The sequence below is a fragment of the Paenibacillus sp. 01T47 genome (genome assembly GCF_056398245.1).
In genome coordinates, this window is sequence record NZ_JBFTPA010000003.1 from 328040 (window position 1) to 343830 (window position 15791).

Below are 15791 nucleotides of genomic sequence, written 5' to 3' on the forward strand. Positions count from 1 at the left end.
ACTCAGAATTGGTTTCAATGATTAGGAGGACACATTTGGCTATTATACTAACGCTCGGAATAACCGTGCTTCTCTTGTACCTGCTCTTTATCCTCCCAACCCAGTGGTTGAAAATCGAAAAAATTACACATCCCATTGGCATTAACAAACGCATATTGCAAATAAGCGATTTGCATGTAGACAGGCTGCGCATAAGCGCAAAGCGAATTCAGCATGTCATTGCCTCCGTGCAGCCTGACTACATTTTTCTGACCGGCGATTATACGTATAAAGAACACTATTTGACGCGGGTAGGCTATTACTTTAAAGCTATAGCAGACAGCGGAATACCTGTCTATGCAGTGCTCGGAAACCATGATTATGAGCTTCCGCGTTTAAAGAAATTGCTCGATCTATTTGGCGTTTATGGGATTAAGGTGCTGCGTAACGAGAATGTCATGCTCGATGATTTTCAGCTTGTCGGAATCGACGATGACTGCTCTCATCATAGCCGAATCTTACCTTCATTTAGAGGTATGGATGATAGCAAGCCTGTCGTCATTATGACGCATGATCCTAATGTCGTTCTAAAAATTAATCGCCCTTTTCAATATTTAATGGCCGGTCATCTGCATGGGAAGCAGCTGAACGTGCCGTTCTTTTTTGCATTAAAGCCAAAGGGCCCGTTGTCCGTGAAAGGGATCTACAAAGGCCTTCATCACAATAAGGATGGCTCCTTTTACATTTCCAAAGGCATCGGTCAAGCAGGCGTTAACGCAAGGTTTATGGTCAGAAGCGAGATTACGATTCATGACCTATAATCAATGAATCAGAGATGCATCTAGTCATCATCGGTATTTCTGCGGCTTGCCTCGCGAAAGGCAGCTGGAGGAATGCCTTTTGCTTCGGCAAACGTTCGGGAGAAATAATGTACGGATGAGAAGCCGCAGCGCTCAGCGATGGTTTTAATCGGCGTTGCTGTTTGTGATAGCAGCTGCTCCGCCACGCGGACTCGCTCATGTCTAACAAGCATGGAGAACGATTCATGAACGCTTTGAGAAAAAAGCCTAGATAGATGGCGCTCCGACACATTAATGTAGCGGGCAACCTCCGATAAGCTCAAATTAGCGCCTAAATTATCGCGTATGTACAGCTTTGCGCGGCTAATGAGGATAGCTGCATTGGATGCGGGCAAAATGATTTCTGTATTTTTGTTCCTCCCACCTACAATTGTAGGAAACGTTAGGATCAAGGCATGTGCCAGCTGATTCAGCAAGGCGATTGGCACAGCGAACATTTCTTCGCTTGGAATGAGCAGCGATTTCCAAATTTGAGTTGTTGGAGAATGCTGCTGGTTTTCAATCCAAATCGTGCCGCTGTTTAAAGACTGATTGTAATATTCGAATTCATCCGGCTTAGAAAGCTTCTCATCGAGCTCGTAGGCAACATATAATAAATCCAATTGATCTACATCTCTTATTTGATGACGGATATTTGGCCGCGAGCAAAAAAGCACGCCTTCATGCAGAGGATAAGCCGTTCCGCCTTCCTCATAAATACCGGTACCTCCAGCCACGTAACAAACCTCAAAAAAAGAATGCTTATGAACAGCATTTGCAACAAGCTTTGGTACCGCTCCCCAATAATAAACATGGATGGTCAAGCTCTCACCTTGCAGCAATCTTGCATATCTATTTAAGCGTTCCTCGCTTTTTGACCAAACGTACATATGAACGATCAGCTCCTATGGCGTAATAATGCAAAATTATGTCGTTAACAGGTAAATACGATTGCACTATATCCTATCTATAATTAAACCATATTCACATTAATTATACGATAAGGGGAATGAACATGATCACTAATGAAGATGTGCAATTTTATAAAGAAAATGGTTACTTGCTTGTTAGAGGCGTGTTTAACAATGAAGAAGTAGTAGAGATGAGAGCGGCTGTTGAGCGGGTTATTCAACGAGCGGCGCTTGCTCAGGCAGATCATAACCACGCATGGCAAGGAGATTTCCTCCCGCCAGAGCAGCTTAAGAAGCTCGTTCTGAAAGGCTTCCATGATGTGCATTATCATGATGCCTCCTTTACTAAGGCAGTCATTCATCCGAATATGGTATCCGTACTGAATGGAATCATCGGTCCCAATGTACAGCTTCATCACTCCAAAATGCTTGTGAAGCCGCCTGCGAATGGAGCAGCATTTCCTATGCATCAAGATTATCCATATTTCCCTCATAACGACCATTCGATGCTTGCTGCAAGCGTTCATCTTGATGATGCCGATTCAGAAAATGGCTGCTTAGCGGTTATCCCAGGTTCTCATTTGGAAGGACCGCTGAATCATGTGGGAAGACATTATCTCAACCATAAGGAATATCCAATTTCATCTGGAACGCTTTGCCCGGCGAAAGCAGGGGATGTGCTGTTCTTCAACTATTTGACGATTCATGGATCGGATGTTAACCGCAGTGACAGAACGAGAAGAAACGTTTTGTTCCAATATCGTGATGCAGCCGACAAGCCTTCTGTAAATACTCATTTTGATTGGGGCATGGGCCTTATGGTTAGTGGAGAAAATCTTGATTTCAACAATGTTAAACCAAAATTTGAAATTACGGAGTAACTAATTATACTGAAGTTACGCCACTAAGAGACGTATACAACCGGATGCAAAAGGTTGTTATACGTCTCTTTTTTGTGCGAAGTAATACTTGAAAGAGCTCTACATATTTATAGTATCGAAACTTCAAAAAGCTAAACGAATATTTCTCTGGAAGCTGTGGAAAAATCATATTGACATAAGTTTGAGAACGATGATATATTTGTTTCTGCAAAGTAGAGTATTCTTATCGGAATTAAAACGAAATTGATTTTAAGAGTTAATTTTTGCTATTAATCATAATGTGTAGACAGAAAGGATGATTGTTGTATTATGGAAAATAATTTATTGACAGCAATTGAAACAAACTGGATCAGTTTAGTTGTATCAGCAATAATACTTGGCGGTCTTTATTTTATGGCCAAAAAACGTGTAAGCTTCGGAACGAGGGTATTGGTCGCACTTGGCCTTGGCCTTGTGGCAGGTATCATTTTTAACAACTTTAAACTAGATACTGAGGGCGTAGGTACGATCGGCTCCATCTACATTAATTTAATTAAGATGATCGTTATTCCGCTCGTATTTGTTCTCGTTATTAACAGTATTATCTCGATTACGAATCTTGAGTTTCTACGCAAGCTTAGCGTTAAGACGATCAGTTGGTTTCTTGCAACGACAGGTGTAGCCGCAATTATCGGACTTCTAGTAGCATCTGCTATTAATCCGGGTGCAGGCTTCGAGCTTAAAACACCTGAAAATTTTGAAGCGCGTGAAGTTCCAAGCTTTTTCAAAGTGATATTGGATCAAGTGCCTTCGAATCCGATTAACGATGCTGCAGAGGGTAAAGTAGTGCCAATTCTTATTTTCGCACTATTCATTGCTATCGCAATCGTTAAGGTAGGAGCAAAAAATCCGGATTCTGTTCAACCGTTCAAAGCGTTCATTCAATCGGCAACAGTGATTATGCACCAGGTTGTTAAGTTCGTTCTTCGCTTTACACCGTATGGTGTGTATGCCTTGATTGCAGTTATGGCTGCTAGATATGGTTGGGAAACACTCGAACCGCTTGCCATGTTAATTCTTGTAACTTATATCGCATTGCTCTTGCATTTTGTATTCGTCTTTGGCGGCCTTGTATCTTTTGTCGCTAAGGTTAATCCTTTGAAATTTTTCAAAAAAGCATATCCTACGGTAGCGGTAGCGTTCACAACACGCAGCAGCTTTGCAACGCTTCCGGTCAATCTTGAAGTTATTACGAAGCGCCTTCGCATTTCACCAAAAATCGCGAGCTTTGTAGCACCGCTTGGCGCTACAATGAACTTTAACGGCTGCGGCGGTGTTTGGCCGGCTGTTGTAGCAGTATTCATCTCACAAGTTTACGGTGTATCGCTTACTGCAACAGATTATGTACTTATCGTACTTGTTAGTGTAATCTCTTCAATCGGTGTAGCAGGCGTACCAGGTCCAGCTTCCATTTCGACAACAGTTGTATTGACAGCAGTTGGCTTACCGCTAGAAGGTATTGCACTCGTTGTTGCTGTTGAATCTCTAATTGATATGGGTCGTACGGCTGTTAATGCTACGGGTACTACGGTTACTGCATTGCTTGTAGCAGATTCCGAAGGCGAATTCGATCGTGAAGCATTCAATCGCGGTGACGAAGATGACCTAGAGCTTAATCCTGCATAAACAAACGTATAAATAAGCTTGGAAAAAAGCCCTTGGAAACACGTGATATCACGTGTTATCCAAGGGCTTTGTTTAAATATAAGAAAGTATATAATTTTCTCATACTTATCTTATATTTCACCGTCAAAGCTACTTCAGCGTCTAAGGACGCCGAAGGCGTTTTTGCTTGGTTTAAGGTTCATCATGTACTTCAGGAAAATCATGGTCGTATTCATCTTCACCTGGATAGTCACGAGGCATTCCTGCATGAAGCGCTCGATTCTCATAAGCGAAGCGATTGGATGGTCGCTGATCCACTCTCCAAGGCGTACTTTTTCCTAGCGATTCCATCAGCAGATCAGAGCCATACGGTCCATCCGGAAACTCCTCCGGAATGAGATCGTTGCGCTGCGATTCTACTGTTGATACATCTGTATAGGGCTGGCGATTTTCAGGAACAAATCGATCCATCAGTAGACTCCTCTCAAATGGTATTGGTTTACCATTTCAGTGTACCCTGATTAATCGGTAAAATGCACCGTGCCAACAACAAAGTATAAGAATTGAGCGAGCTCAGCCGCCTCTTCTTCTGTCAGCTTAAACGTATGTTCAAGATAACCTTCCTCTTCAAGGTCATCAGGACCGATAATCGCTGTTTTGCCAAACTGAAGGTCAGTAATTAGTTTTTTGCCGTAAAAACGGCTAGTGGAAGTAATAGCAAGGTCGAATCGCTTCAAGCTAGGTCCAATAAAAGTGACGTATCTTGTAGACGTTTCTTCCGTGGAATCGGACATAAAATCAAAATCAGGCAACAGCATAAAGTATAGCCTCCAATTCATTAATACAATCATTATACAATATTATGTTCTACTTTGGCTTATTGCAGTTTATACAAGCTATGGTACATTAGTAATAGCAGTGCCATCAGGAGGGATACAATGATATGAACTACAATTCCGAATCGTCGCGTGATGCAAAAGGATCTATTCGTGACTATGTATACGATAAGCTGAAATCAGATATATTGGATTTGAAACTGGAGCCGGGCCGTTTTATTTCAGAAAAAGATATAATCGAGATGCTGAAGGTTAGCAGAACACCCATTAGAGAAGCATTCGTTAAGCTTTCGCAAGAGGGACTTATTGAAACGATACCCCAGCGAGGTTCATTTATTTCTCTTATTGATCTGGATATGGTGGAAGAGTCACGCTTTGTGCGGGAAACGCTGGAAAGTACGATCGTCAGGCTGGCATGCGAGCAGCTTAAGGCTGAACAAGTGCTGCAGCTGCTAAATTTGATTGCCCTGCAAGAGCTCTGTATCGAAGAAAAAAACTATAAGCGATTGTTTGAGCTCGACGATGAGTTTCACAAAACGATTATCATCGGATGTGGGAAGCTCCGCACATGGAAGCTGCTTCAAGAGCTTAGCGCCCATTACCAGAGGGTGAGGATGCTGCGCCTTGCTGCAAACGATGATTGGCACATCATTTTGAGCCAGCACCGTGCAATCGTAGCGGCAATTAAGGACAAGGACGCAGATGCGGCGGAAAAAGTGATGCATGAGCATTTGAATCGTTTTCAACTGGAGAAGGATGAGCTGAAAGAGAAACACCCCGCGTATTTTAAGTAATCATGTACAATGAAACGGCAGGCAGCCTCATAGGAGGTGTCGGCTGTTTTTTTGATTTTGCAATATATACTTATATAAAAAAGGCATATGCACTTGTCTGAATTAATTGTATACTAGTATTATCAGTTAAGAAAATGACTAAGGAGATGGAATTATATGATTCGTGTTGCGATTATTGGAACCGGCTCTATATCGTCTGCTCATATCGAAGCTTATCTGGCACTTGGGAACCGCTGCAGTATTGTTGCTTTATACGATATTAATGATGCAAGCGCGCAGGACAAAAAAAAGAAGTTTCAATTGAATTGTGAAATTATAAACGATTACAAAAAATTGCTGTCGCGTGATGATATCGATTTGGTTTCGATTTGCACACCGCCCTATACACACGCTGATCTTTCCGTAGATTTCCTGCAAGCAGGAAAACATGTCATTGTCGAGAAGCCAATGGCATCTTCGCTGGCTGAATGCGATAGAATGAACGAAGCCGCTGCCGCATCAGGAAAAATTCTTTCTGTCGTAAGCCAGAATCGATTTGGCGATGCGGTCATGAAGCTTAAGAGCGTGCTTGATTCTGGGCTTGCAGGACGAATCGTGCATGCGCAGGTTGATTCCTTTTGGTGGCGAGGATATACATATTACGATTTGTGGTGGCGCGGAACTTGGGAGAAGGAAGGCGGAGGCTGTACGCTGAACCACGCCGTACATCACATCGATATGTTCCAATGGATGATGGGTATGCCGGATAAAGTGACGGCCATTATGGCTAATACTTCCCATGATAATGCGGAAGTTGAGGATTTGTCGGTAGCGATTTTGTCCTATCCGCGAGCGATTGCTCAAATCACAAGCTCCGTCGTTCATCACGGACAAGAGCAAAAGCTTATTTTCCAAGGTGAGAAAGCTCGGGTATCCATGCCATGGCAGGTAACCGCTTCATCTGCACAGGAAAACGGTTTTCCTATAGAAAACCCGGAATTGGAGCGGCAAATTGCAGCTGTTGCAGATGGTACAGTTTCCTTAACTTATGTAGGGCACAAAGGTCAGCTGGATAATGTTATAACCGCGATAGAAAACTGCAGCGGTGAAGTACTCGTAACGGGAGTGGAAGGAAGAAAAACGCTTGAGCTTATTACTGCTATTTATCAAGCTTCGAGCACAGGGACAACTGTTGAGCTGCCTATTCGACCAGACAGCCCTTTTTATACACGGGAAGGGATTATGGCGTCAGCGACTCACTTCTATGAGAAGAAAAACTCCGTTGCAGCGTTCAGCAGCAATCAAATTACGGTAAGCGGAGAAAGCAAATAGGAGGGGATCCGATATGACGTTCGACGAATCGCTGCAGCTTTCCATTCATGCAGGCACTCCGCTCCCAGCCGTTGTTCGAGTAGAAATGGAAGAAACAATGTTTAAGCGGCTTTTGGAATGGTCAGGAAATTGTAATCTATTCGCAGTTAATCATTCGGCAGGTCTTTCGTTTGCATGTCAGTTAAGCCCGTATGCCATGTCAGCAGGGCCGCAAGGTGCAATTGCTGAATGTGCGCTTTATATACTGGTACAGGACGTTTCATTGCCGCTGGAGACCCATTTGTTATTTGAATTAAAAGCTGCTTCAACTGCTGCTCCAGTAGACCTGAAGCATAATCCTTGGAGCGAGCTGCCTGGGGTGTATCTCGATCATCAGGAAGATAATGCGAGAGTTGTCGTAAGCATTGAGGGTAAACTTTTTACTCGGTACCTATATGCGGCTACGAGTGCGAAACCTTACTTTTACCCCTTAATCGGACCGCATGGAAAGACACTGATCCATGATGGGCCGGACGATCATCTTCATCATCACGGGTTATGGTGGGGACACGATGATGTGAACAGTCATAAGCTGTATCACGAGTTTCGCGGTGAAGGCAGGCAGGTGCACCGGACATTTGTTGTGCTTGCAAGCGGTCCTGTTTTTGGGCAAATGACGGCACTGATCGACTGGATGGACGAGAATGGACGCCTTCTTCTGACAGAAGCTCGAAGTGTCCGCATTTATAATCTGCCTCCAGAATCGAGGTATATGGATCTAACGACACAGTTGTATGCCTTGAACGGTGATGTCCGTTTCGGAGATACCAAAGAAGGCGGATTTCCATTTATTCGCGTTAACGAGCAAATTAGCGGACACCATCGAGGTGGCCTCACGTCTGCCGAAGGGAAAAAAGGTGAGGTCGAAATTTTTGGGTCTGTGACGGAATGGGTTGACTACAGCGGTGAACTGTTTCTCAGCATGCAGCGAGACGGAGATGAAGTGGTCAAGCAGTACACCGAGGCAGGTATTGCGGTTTTCTCCCATCCGGAAAATGAAACTTTTGCTTCTCAATGGTTTGTCCGTGATTATGGCCCTTTCACACCTGCGAATTTCCATTTCTGCGGCGGTAAGCTTTTGCCAGGTGGAGATGCAATAACGATGAAGCACCGTATTTACATTCATGAGGGAAACACAGAAAAAGGCGGAGTAAAGGACAGATACAGTGAATACGCCGAACATGATCGGCAGCTAGCTTCATGGACTAAGGCATAATCAACAACTGCATGGAGGAGGCCGCGTATTCGCGGTTTCTTTCCTTTGCAGGTAGAGGTTGGCTAGAAGCAGAAAATAGAAACATCTTTCTAATTGTAAGCGCTTCATAAATGGACGGGAGGTTGGTTCATTTGAAGATGAACTGGTATTACCGGATGATGCTGTCGTATACACCGATATTTTTCTTTGTTATTTCATCAGTTATCTTTTTGTTTTTTTCAACGTTAAATCATTCGTCTGAGAAGAAGTATTTAGAAACGAATCAAGCGATCGTGGAGCAGACGATGCAAAATGTGGACGCCAACTTGCAACTGATTGAGCGCAATGTGGTAAGGGAAATGCAGACGGACAAAACGCTGCAAGCCTTTTTTAATGAAAAGCCCAAGTCACTATATGATTACTTCGTAATTCAAAAAAAGTTAGTTGAAATATCCTCATCTTTGCCGTTCGTTAATTCCATTTATATTTACAGTGATCATACTGGAAAAGTATTATCCGAAGCAGGGATGGTCAAGCTCGAGGCGTTTAAGGACAAACCTTTTTTCGATTCGCATCAATCAAGATCGGCTGCAATGGGCTGGACGAGCCCAAGAGAGTATAGTCAATCTATCCTAGACGATTCCACTCGCAAGGTTGTTTCACTGGTAAAGGCTTACCCATTCGCGTCTGATAAGCAGGGAGCGGTGGTCGTCAATCTTAATGTAAGCTCCATCATCGATTTTATGAATCAATTCAATGGATACGGCGGCACGATTCAACTTCTCGATTGGGAGAAGAAGCCGTTTGAGTCCACCCTGCCTTCTGCCAAGGAAGGCGGTATTTATGCCAGCTCCCCATACACCGGTTGGCAATTCTATGCAGACAGCGTGCATGCCAACGAATTTTCCGCCCTCTCTTTGTTTTCCAATATGTGGTTTATTATCGTATTTATCATCATCATACTTGCCTTAGTATGGTTTACTTTTATTACGCATGTCTCTTACAAGCCGATCCAGACCATCATGGGTAAAATCGACGGATATGCGGCTCGCAAAAGCCAAGAGCTTGGCATTAAGATGCCCCGAAACGAGTTCAAATTCATCGAAACCGCCATTGATCATTTATTAAAAAAATCGATTGATTATGAGCATCTGCATAAAGAGGATTTGCTGCTCCGTCAACGGAATCTCCTTCAGGAGCTGCTTGTTGGACGATCCATGCTGACCGATCAGGAATGGAAAAAGCAGGCATCGGCACTTGGCTTGCCGCATTCCTATGAATGGCTTGGCGTCATTGCTCTAGAAATTGACCATTTTGCCGCATTTACTGATAAATATAAAGCCAGTGATCAAAACCTGCTGAAATTTCTTATTGAATCCGCTTTTCGAGAGCTTATGCAGCAGAAGGAATTTCAGATCCAACACGTATGGACAGAGCCTCAGCGAATGGCTTTTGTTGTCCTTCTACAGCAAAGCTCAGAGTCCATTCAAGATAGGCTGGTACAGGTATGCGAGGAATTCCGCAAGTGGATGAACGAGCATTTGGAGTTAACCGTATCTTGTGGAATTGGGAACTTCGTCCATTCCATTCATGATATTGCGGCCGCTTACCGCAGTGCTTCTGAGAATGTATCCTACAAAGCTGTTTTTGGCACAAACAGCGTAATTGATAGCCGGTTAAGATGTACAAAACAAACTGGAGAGACACTTCTTTGCTTTCAATCCATATTGGAGCTGTCACGCTCTTGCCGGATGGACGACGGGCAATGGGAGATTAAGCTGAGCCGAATTTTTCTTAAGTTGAAAGGCATGTTAATCTCGCGCGCGGATATTGAAGCGTTCATTCATAATCTAATCCGCCAGCTAGAGAAAGATATGGAAGCATTGCCAAGTGATATCGAGACGATATGGAGCAGCGAATACCGAAGCAGGTTCAGGCAAATCGCCCAGCATGCTGAAACGATCGACGAGCTTGAGATTCAGCTTACGGCTGTTTTGACTGAACTTGCGGGCGATAGGGATAAGAAAAGGCTGAATGGCAAAAATCATACGATCGCCCTCCAAACGAAGGAATACATCGACCAGCATTACACTGATCCGAGCTTGTCTCTCGTTCAAGTCAGCGAGAAGCTTGGTCTAAGCGCGAGAAGCGTTAGTCATTTGTTTAAAGAGGAGCTTGGCGAAAATTTTATCGATTATTTGCTAAAGGTAAGATTCACACATGCGAAGAACATGCTGCTTGAAACAGATGAGCCTATCCAATGGATTGCAGAACAGGTGGGCTACACACACGTCATTTCCTTCCACCGCGCTTTCAAAAAATTGTTCAATCTACCGCCAGGTGAATATCGAACCATTTATCGGTTAAACGAATGAATGGCAACAAATCTGCCGAATTAATCGGCAGATTTTCTTTTTACTTCCGTAAAGGTTAATCGTCGGAAAATGGTAAAGTCCGCGTGAATAGCGGGATTTCCGATTATGTTAATCCTCTGATTCTTGTTAATATCCGACTTCTTAATCGCGTGTTACATTTGGAACCAAGCCGAAATATTTGCTTCCAATAAGAGTCAGGAGGTCATCCATGCAGATTGCAACGGAACGCCAGAGGAAGGTCAAAACCGTGCCGCGCGTTCGTATGAAAGCGCTGTACAGGGATTGGCAGTTATACCTGCTGCTGCTTCTGCCCTTGGCGTATTTTATTATTTTTAAGTACACACCAATGCTGGGCGTCGTCATTGCATTTAAGGACTACAACATGTTTCAAGGCATTTTCGCAAGCCGCTGGGTCGGTTTCGAAACGTTCCGGGAAGTATTTCAGATGGATGGTTTTTACAATGCGCTCCGCAACACCTTTCTACTCAATTTCTTGGATCTTGTCGTAAGTTTTCCGATTCCAATTGCACTAGCGATACTGTTAAATGAGCTTCGTATAAAATGGTTCAAAAAAGGCGCACAGACGATTCTTTATTTGCCTCATTTTATATCATGGGTCATCATCGGCGGGATGGCTATTCAACTGCTCGCGACCAATAACGGTATTGTCAACAATCTGCTGAAGTCTTTAGGGATGAAGGTCATTCCTTTCCTTACGGAGCCTGTTTACTGGGTGCTGACATATTTAGGCATAGGTATTTGGCAGAGTGCCGGGTGGGGAACGATCATTTATCTCGCTGCTTTAACGGGAATTAATAAAGATCTTTACGAAGCTGCAGATGTAGATGGTGCAAGCCGAATGCGTAAGATCTGGCACATCACGCTGCCGGGCATCAAGCCGACAATTATCATTCTTCTCATTATTAATATTGGTCATATGGCCAGCATTGGATTTGATAGACCTTTTGTACTTAGCAATCCTCTCGTCACCGATGTGTCTGAGGTCATCAGCACGTATGTATACAAAATCGGAATTCAGTCCGCACGGTATACAATAGCAACGGCTATCGGTCTTTTCCAAGCGGTTGTAGGTCTTATCTTCCTGCTGTCGGCCGATTATATTTCCAGAAAAGTTAATGATCAAGGCATTTGGTAGGAGGGCAGATATGAGAGCGTATGGAAATGACAAAATCGTAGATGCAATGATCATGGTCGTAATCATAACGGCGGGGCTCTTCTGCCTGCTGCCGCTGCTTCATATTTTCGCCTTATCGTTAAGCGCCAACGGGCCGATTCTATCAGGAAAAGTTACGATACTACCCGTAGAAATCGATTTTTCCGCTTACGAGGCTGTTTTCGGCAATGCAGCGATGATCCATTCCTTACTTTTTACTATTGGACTAGTTGTTTTGTTCACGGCTATATCGATGCTGATGACGATTATGGCAGCCTATCCCTTGACGAAGCCTAACCTAAAGGGAAGAAACTTTTTTCTTCTCCTTATCGTCCTGACGATGTTTTTCAGCGGAGGAATGATACCGGAATATTTGCTCGTAAAAAATTTGCATTTGCTTGATTCGATCTGGGCGCTCATTTTGCCGGGGATGGTTAATGCCTTTTATTTGCTCATCATCAAGACCTTTTTCTCCTCCATTCCAGTAGAGCTGGAAGAGTCGGCGCGGATGGACGGAGCCAACCATTTTAAAATATTGTGGCATGTCATCCTGCCGCTGTCGCTTCCGGTCATGGCCACACTTAGCTTGTTTTACGCAGTGGGCAGATGGAACGGATTTATGGATGCCCTGTTGTACATTACCAAATCGGAGCTTTATCCACTTCAATTGAAGCTGTACGAAATGGTCATCAACAGCCAGGTTAACGACATGGCGATAGCAGAGGGGCTTAATGCCGCGGTACCGATTCCGGAAAGTCTTAAAGCTGCCTCGATCATGTTCGCAACCATTCCCATTTTGCTCGTATATCCGGCGCTTCAGCGTTACTTTATTTCGGGTATGATGATCGGTGCCGTCAAAGGTTGATAGTCACTCCCGGACAGGCTGGAGCCGAATGCTCCCGTTTCATGGAGTTGCTATAGATTAAAAAAATGATAAAAGGGAGTTGAATGCGATGAGGAGAGCAAGGCGTAAATTCACGATAATCTTTATGGCAGTGCTGTTGATCACATCCATGCTGTCTGCGTGCAGCAGCGGAAACGGAAATAAGGAGCCTGTCAAAGAAAAGGAAGCTGCAAGCAATAAACCGAGCAATTCAGGCTCTGAAGCAACCGAGAAGCCGAAGGGAGATCCAATTAAGCTTCGAATCGAGCTGTTTGACCGAAACAATACACCGGCAGGCGCTCCGAAAATTACCGATAACGACATGACAAAATACATTCAGAAAAATTTTGGTGAACCGAATAATATTACTGTCGAATTCGTTACGGTTCCTCGCTCAGAGGAGGTAGACAAGCTGAACGTGCTTATGGCTGCGAATCAGGCTCCTGACATCGTATTTACGTATGACCAGCCGACGGTACAGCAATACGTAAAAAACGGCGGTCTGACAGATCTTGGTCCGCTTCTGGATGCGCATGGACAAAAGTTGAAGGAAGTATTGGGTGAGGAGCTGCTCAGCTACGGTGTATTCGATGGCAAGCAGTATACGATTCCAGCTAAGCGCGTTCTTCAGCCTCAGAGCTCGACTTTTATCCGGCAGGATTGGTTGGATGAGCTCGGGTTGCCGCTGCCGAAAACAACGGAGCAGTTCTATGAGACGATGAAGGCTTTTAAAGAGAAAAAGCCTGGCAAATCCGGTGATAAAGCGATTCCGTATGGGCAGATCGACTATTTCCATATGCATCCGATTCAATATTCGTTCTGGGAATGGGACAAAATCGCAGATGAGGATCTTTATGCATCAGCTGAGTGGCTCATTCCGGGCAATAAGGAAGCGTACCGCTTCTTGAATAAGATGTACAACGAGGGACTTATGGATCCGGATTTTCCGCTCCATATGGGCAAGGATACACAGCAGTTTCAGAAGAACCTGCTGAATGGGTATATTGGTTCGGCAACAACAAATACCAACGAGCCGGTCTATATGGGCTATTATGCTGAGCTGCAAAAGAATGATCCGAATGCAAAGCTGGCGTTAATCGACCCGTTCACAAGCCCGGATGGCAAGACACCAAAACCTATTTATTCGCCTAATGGCATATACATCATGGTACCAAAAGCAAGTAAAAATGCTGAAGCGGCCATTAAATATTTGAATTGGATGGCTGAAACGGACAATATTATTGCCCTTCAGAACGGTACGGAAGGCGTAACATATGAGATGAAGGATGGCGTGCCTATCACGCTTGATAACGATCAGGCGAAGCAGACTTTATATAACTATTTTGATTACTGTATCATTCTTAACGGAAAATATGTCAGTACAACCGATGAGCTGCTGAACATTACAGCAAATGCGTCCGATCCGAATTTCAAGGATTTTACGGTGGAAAGCATCGCGACTGGATCGAAGGATGGAATCATTAAACCTCGTGTGGTGACGCCGATTCAATCGGAGATCAAGTATGCTACAACGCTGAAGGAAAAGGACGACGAAATATTTGTTAAAGTGTTAACTGCGAAACCAGCGGATTTTGACAAGGTTTACGATAAGGAAGTAGCGGATTATATGAAAATTGGCGGCAAGGAAGTAATGGAAGAGAAGCGAGCAGCGTTTAAAGCTGAGAATCCGTAAGGAGAAAAAAGAACGGCTACCCTCCATTAAGGAGTGGTGGCCGTTCTCTTTCAATTACGATGAGAAAAAACGCTATACAGCTGGCATATAAATTTTAAAGCTGCCGCTAAGCGCAAGCATGGCAAACAGATAGAGGCAGTTGTCGTAATAGCGGCGGTCGCCTGTGCGAAGTGGCGTGTTCCAAAATAAATCAACGCAAGCTCTGGCGTGCGGTCCTTCGAAACTGGCAAGCGAAGCCATCGCGTTTGTGGCAAGCAGCCCGACGGGATGAAGTGATTTTTCCTCAAATGGTTCGCCAGCTATCGTATAACGTCTATAATCAGACGGATCAATACCTGAGAAAAACGATTGAATCCGGTTCGCCTCATCATACTGCCATGGATCGACGCCGAACCATTCCGTGTCAAGGCCGATATTGGCGGCCACACGGTACGAGTCGCTGTAAAAATGACCATATCCGCGCTCGTTGTTTGGTGTTCCGTCGTAATAGGCGTACTCGGGTGCTAGTCCAGTAACCGGATGGCATGACAGCTTCAAATAATCTCTGCTCGCAGCTGCAGCTTCTTTCCAGAACTTGCGGTCTTCTGGATTAGCCCACAGCGCAAACAGCTCATAAAAGTGCGGCAAATGGTAGGATGGATCGGAATAGTCGCAATTTGGAATAAATTTGATTAATTTATTGGCAGGCTCCCACATCGGGTAACCGTCGTTATTTTCACCCTTATGCACACAGCTGTGAAGCAGGTTCCGAGCTTGCGCTCCGTAATTAAAAGGAACAGAGCCATCGCCCCATCGGTGTGATGCGAAGAAGAGAGCAAGCGCAAAATATTCCTCGCCATCGGGCGCCGGACCGTATGATCTTTTGGTGCCATCGGTATTGCATGACCAAGCGAAATAACCGGCATTCTCACCTTCGCTCATATACATGTAAGTCATCGTCCATTTCCATATGCGGTCAAAGATATCTTTGCGGTTCATCTGCACAGCCATCATCATGCCATAGGACATGCCTTCGGTGCGAACATCGATATTTCCGGTATCTAACAGATACCCCATATCGCTGCCAGCCTCGTAATAGATTCGCGTATCTTCATTACCGCCGAACAGGTTGTCCCAAGTATCCTCGACACGTCTCTCAATTTCTTCTTGGCTGTAACCGTACAGCTTAAACAAATTTCGGTAGTTTCCTGTGAAAAAAGCACCCGTTCCCAGCTTCGTCGACATCTTGTATTACTCC

General features: G+C 44.4%; 14 protein-coding genes. 10 read left to right on the forward strand and 4 right to left on the reverse strand.

Annotation, left to right across the window (positions count from 1 at the left end; genetic code table 11):
• Positions 1–35 precede the first annotated feature (35 nt).
• The gene (locus AC1DOV_RS08860) at positions 36–800 is read left to right on the forward strand and encodes a metallophosphoesterase (RefSeq protein WP_477511030.1); all 765 of its coding nucleotides are present in this window, start codon (positions 36–38) and stop codon (positions 798–800) included.
• Between the two features lie 20 nt (positions 801–820).
• Here the strand turns inward: AC1DOV_RS08860 and AC1DOV_RS08865 are convergent, their stop codons facing one another.
• Positions 821–1708: a helix-turn-helix domain-containing protein gene (locus AC1DOV_RS08865; RefSeq protein WP_477549735.1), complete on the reverse strand. Its 888-nt coding sequence runs from the start codon at positions 1706–1708 to the stop codon at positions 821–823.
• A 125-nt stretch (positions 1709–1833) separates the two neighbouring features.
• Here AC1DOV_RS08865 and AC1DOV_RS08870 point away from each other — a divergent pair, with 125 nt between their 5' ends.
• Both AC1DOV_RS08870 and AC1DOV_RS08875 read left to right on the forward strand, forming a co-directional pair.
• Positions 1834–2610: a phytanoyl-CoA dioxygenase family protein gene (locus AC1DOV_RS08870; protein WP_441878929.1), complete on the forward strand. Its 777-nt coding sequence runs from the start codon at positions 1834–1836 to the stop codon at positions 2608–2610.
• A gap of 309 nt (positions 2611–2919) precedes the next feature.
• On the forward strand, positions 2920–4275 hold the full coding sequence (locus AC1DOV_RS08875; RefSeq protein ID WP_076267838.1) for a dicarboxylate/amino acid:cation symporter: 1356 nt from the start codon (positions 2920–2922) through the stop codon (positions 4273–4275).
• 171 nt (positions 4276–4446) lie between these two features.
• On the opposite strand, the gene AC1DOV_RS08880 is transcribed toward AC1DOV_RS08875, so the two are convergent.
• Both AC1DOV_RS08880 and AC1DOV_RS08885 read right to left on the reverse strand, forming a co-directional pair.
• Complete coding sequence (locus AC1DOV_RS08880) at positions 4447–4725, reverse strand: hypothetical protein (RefSeq protein ID WP_339207766.1); 279 nt, start codon at positions 4723–4725, stop codon at positions 4447–4449.
• A 50-nt stretch (positions 4726–4775) separates the two neighbouring features.
• Positions 4776–5072 carry a DUF3055 domain-containing protein gene (locus AC1DOV_RS08885; protein WP_179089790.1) on the reverse strand — a complete coding sequence of 99 codons (297 nt, stop codon included), beginning with the start codon at positions 5070–5072 and terminating at the stop codon, positions 4776–4778.
• A 125-nt stretch (positions 5073–5197) separates the two neighbouring features.
• On the opposite strand from AC1DOV_RS08885, the gene AC1DOV_RS08890 reads away from it, so the two are divergent.
• The 7 genes from AC1DOV_RS08890 to AC1DOV_RS08920 all read left to right on the forward strand — a co-directional run bounded on the left by AC1DOV_RS08890 (position 5198) and on the right by AC1DOV_RS08920 (position 14554).
• On the forward strand, positions 5198–5884 hold the full coding sequence (locus AC1DOV_RS08890; RefSeq protein WP_475447300.1) for a GntR family transcriptional regulator: 687 nt from the start codon (positions 5198–5200) through the stop codon (positions 5882–5884).
• 156 nt (positions 5885–6040) lie between these two features.
• Complete coding sequence (locus AC1DOV_RS08895; protein WP_477549736.1) at positions 6041–7195, forward strand: Gfo/Idh/MocA family protein; 1155 nt, start codon at positions 6041–6043, stop codon at positions 7193–7195.
• Between the two features lie 13 nt (positions 7196–7208).
• Positions 7209–8450: a DUF6807 domain-containing protein gene (locus AC1DOV_RS08900; RefSeq protein WP_477549737.1), complete on the forward strand. Its 1242-nt coding sequence runs from the start codon at positions 7209–7211 to the stop codon at positions 8448–8450.
• 137 nt (positions 8451–8587) lie between these two features.
• Positions 8588–10804 (forward strand): helix-turn-helix domain-containing protein, encoded by a 2217-nt coding sequence (locus tag AC1DOV_RS08905; RefSeq protein WP_477549809.1) that lies wholly within the window; start codon positions 8588–8590, stop codon positions 10802–10804.
• A 208-nt stretch (positions 10805–11012) separates the two neighbouring features.
• On the forward strand, positions 11013–11960 hold the full coding sequence (locus AC1DOV_RS08910) for an ABC transporter permease (RefSeq protein WP_477549738.1): 948 nt from the start codon (positions 11013–11015) through the stop codon (positions 11958–11960).
• Positions 11961–11970: 10 nt separating this feature from the next.
• The gene (locus tag AC1DOV_RS08915; RefSeq protein WP_477549739.1) at positions 11971–12843 is read left to right on the forward strand and encodes a carbohydrate ABC transporter permease; all 873 of its coding nucleotides are present in this window, start codon (positions 11971–11973) and stop codon (positions 12841–12843) included.
• A gap of 88 nt (positions 12844–12931) precedes the next feature.
• Complete coding sequence (locus AC1DOV_RS08920) at positions 12932–14554, forward strand: extracellular solute-binding protein (RefSeq protein WP_477549740.1); 1623 nt, start codon at positions 12932–12934, stop codon at positions 14552–14554.
• 72 nt (positions 14555–14626) lie between these two features.
• Here AC1DOV_RS08920 and AC1DOV_RS08925 read toward each other — a convergent pair whose 3' ends face one another.
• A complete protein-coding gene (locus tag AC1DOV_RS08925) occupies positions 14627–15778 on the reverse strand; it encodes a family 8 glycosyl hydrolase (protein WP_477549741.1) in 1152 nt (383 codons plus the stop codon).
• Positions 15779–15791 lie beyond the last annotated feature (13 nt).

Bases quoted from the DNA above. Each gene is read 5' to 3' on its own strand.
- AC1DOV_RS08865 (WP_477549735.1), bottom strand. From the start codon at position 1,708: ATGTACGTTTGGTCAAAAAGCGAGGAACGCTTAAATAGATATGCAAGA.
- AC1DOV_RS08885 (WP_179089790.1), bottom strand. From the start codon at position 5,072: ATGCTGTTGCCTGATTTTGATTTTATGTCCGATTCCACGGAAGAAACG.
- AC1DOV_RS08895 (WP_477549736.1), top strand. From the start codon at position 6,041: ATGATTCGTGTTGCGATTATTGGAACCGGCTCTATATCGTCTGCTCAT.
- AC1DOV_RS08920 (WP_477549740.1), top strand. From the start codon at position 12,932: ATGAGGAGAGCAAGGCGTAAATTCACGATAATCTTTATGGCAGTGCTG.
- AC1DOV_RS08900 (WP_477549737.1), top strand. From the start codon at position 7,209: ATGACGTTCGACGAATCGCTGCAGCTTTCCATTCATGCAGGCACTCCG.
- AC1DOV_RS08915 (WP_477549739.1), top strand. From the start codon at position 11,971: ATGAGAGCGTATGGAAATGACAAAATCGTAGATGCAATGATCATGGTC.
- AC1DOV_RS08875 (WP_076267838.1), top strand. From the start codon at position 2,920: ATGGAAAATAATTTATTGACAGCAATTGAAACAAACTGGATCAGTTTA.
- AC1DOV_RS08905 (WP_477549809.1), top strand. From the start codon at position 8,588: ATGAACTGGTATTACCGGATGATGCTGTCGTATACACCGATATTTTTC.
- AC1DOV_RS08925 (WP_477549741.1), bottom strand. From the start codon at position 15,778: ATGTCGACGAAGCTGGGAACGGGTGCTTTTTTCACAGGAAACTACCGA.
- AC1DOV_RS08890 (WP_475447300.1), top strand. From the start codon at position 5,198: ATGAACTACAATTCCGAATCGTCGCGTGATGCAAAAGGATCTATTCGT.
- AC1DOV_RS08910 (WP_477549738.1), top strand. From the start codon at position 11,013: ATGCAGATTGCAACGGAACGCCAGAGGAAGGTCAAAACCGTGCCGCGC.
- AC1DOV_RS08870 (WP_441878929.1), top strand. From the start codon at position 1,834: ATGATCACTAATGAAGATGTGCAATTTTATAAAGAAAATGGTTACTTG.
- AC1DOV_RS08880 (WP_339207766.1), bottom strand. From the start codon at position 4,725: ATGGATCGATTTGTTCCTGAAAATCGCCAGCCCTATACAGATGTATCA.